Annotated in this window: 2 protein-coding genes; both read left to right on the plus strand. The window is 73.2% G+C overall.

Annotation, left to right across the window (positions count from 1 at the left end):
* Window positions 1-2 precede the first annotated feature (2 nt).
* Window positions 3-419 (plus strand): GtrA family protein, encoded by a 417-nt coding sequence (locus AB8Z36_RS38175; RefSeq protein WP_369217961.1) that lies wholly within the window; start codon window positions 3-5, stop codon window positions 417-419.
* A partial coding sequence (locus AB8Z36_RS38180; RefSeq protein WP_369217962.1) for a hypothetical protein occupies window positions 403-1,846 on the plus strand: 1,444 nt, incomplete at its 3' end. The genes AB8Z36_RS38175 and AB8Z36_RS38180, both read left to right, overlap by 17 nt.

Here is a 1,846-nt window from a genome sequence, read left to right on the forward strand (position 1 = left end):
GGCTGCGCCTGCTGGTCCTGGAACTGGTGAAGTTCGGCCTGGTGGGCGGCAGTGGCGTGGCCGTGAACCTCGTCGTCTTCAACCTCCTCCTGCACGGCGCGGGTTCGGGCGCGATGACGGCGACAGTCCTGGCGAGCTGTGTCGCCATGGGCACGAACTACCTGGGCTTCCGCTTCTTCGCGTACCGGGACCGCGCCTCGCGCACCAGAGGCCAGATCGCGCTCTTCTTCGTCTTCAGCGGGATCGGCGTGGCGATGGAGAGCGTGCTGTTCTACGCGGCGTACCACGGGGCGGGCCTGAGCGGGCCGCTCGGCTCCAACATCGCCAAGGCGCTGTCGATCGTCCTCGCCTCGGCGTTCCGTTTCCTGGTCTACCGGACGTGGGTCTTCCAGCACGAGCACGATGCGCGCCGCCCCTGAGTCCTCCGCGGGGCCACTGATACGGGCCGCACGGGCCGCACGGGTCACACGGGGCATCCGGGGCGTGGTTCCGACGGCCCCGACGGCCTGTCTGCTGCCCCTCCTCCTGCTCCTCGTACTCGTGATCGTCCGTCTCCCGTGGGCGGGCGATCTGGGCATCCACGCGGCGACGGTCGAACGCCTGCGGCACGACCTGCGGCACCCAGGGAACCCGCTGGTGGCGGCGGACACGCCGAGCCCGTACTACTCCCCGTGGACGCTGCTCCTCGGCTGCCTGGCCAAGGTGACCGGGCTCGGGGTCTTCGTCGTCCTGCGGGTGGCGGCGCTCGCCGGTCTGGCCCTGCTGGTGACGGGCGTACGGCACTTCGTGCGCACGCTGAGCGCCCACCGCTGGGCGCCCCCGCTCGCCCTGTACTGCCTGCTGCTGCTCTGGGGCCCGGCGCTGTTCGACTGGAGCGGCTTCCTGGGCCTGCACTCGCTGGCCCTGACGATCGCCTACCCCAGCACGTTCGCGCTGGGCCTCTCCTTCCACCTCTGGGCACTGCTGCGCGAGAACCCGGGGGACCGTGGCTGGCCCGGGTCCCTCGCCCTGGGGGCACTGTGGGCGCTGATCCTCCTCACCCACCAGTTCACGGGCGTGGTGGCGACGCTCGGGGCGCTGGCGATGCTGGCCGGGGCGCGGCCGTGGCCGCCGCGGGCGGCGCTGATCCGGCTGGGCGGCGGACTGGCGCTCGGCCTTGCGGTGCTCGCCGTCTGGCCGTACTACTCCTTCTTCGACCTCCTGCGCTCGGGCGGCGGCCTGGAGCAGATACACCGCTCGCTCTACCGCCACGTGGTGCCGCACTTCGGGGTGGCGCTGCTGGGTGTGGCGGCGCTGGGCCTGCGGCTGCGCAGGGACCGCCGCGACCCGCTGGCCCTGTTCTTCGCCCTGGGCGCGGTCGTCTTCGCGGCGGGCGGCGTGACGGGCCACTACTCCTGGGGCAGGGTGCTGCCCGCGGCACTGATCCCGGCGCAGGTGGCGGCGGCGCTGGAGGTCTTGGGACTCGCCGGAGCGGCGGCACGCCGCTGTGGCGCGGCGCTGCTGGGCGCGGCGCTGATCCTGGGGGCGTGGACGCAGTCGGGCACGCTGGGGTACGTGGTCCCGCGAGGGGCCCTGCCCTCCTCGCTGGCCGCCCGGTACGAACCCCCGTGGCCGGGCTACGACTGGCTGCTCCCTCGGGTCCGCTACGGCGACGTGGTCCTGGCCAAGACCTTCCCCTCCCGCCAGATCCCGGCCTACGGCCCGTACACGGTGGCCCCCGGCTACCCGGACTTCTTCCTCCCGGACGAGAGGTCGCGCCTGGCGGCGGTACGGACGTACTTCTCACCCACGTCCTCGCGCTCCGACCGGCTCGCGGTGCTGCGGCGGTACGGGGTGCGGTGGGTAG

This window comes from Streptomyces flavofungini (assembly GCF_041028215.1).
GTDB classification, from domain to species: Bacteria; Actinomycetota; Actinomycetes; order Streptomycetales; family Streptomycetaceae; genus Streptomyces; species Streptomyces flavofungini_B.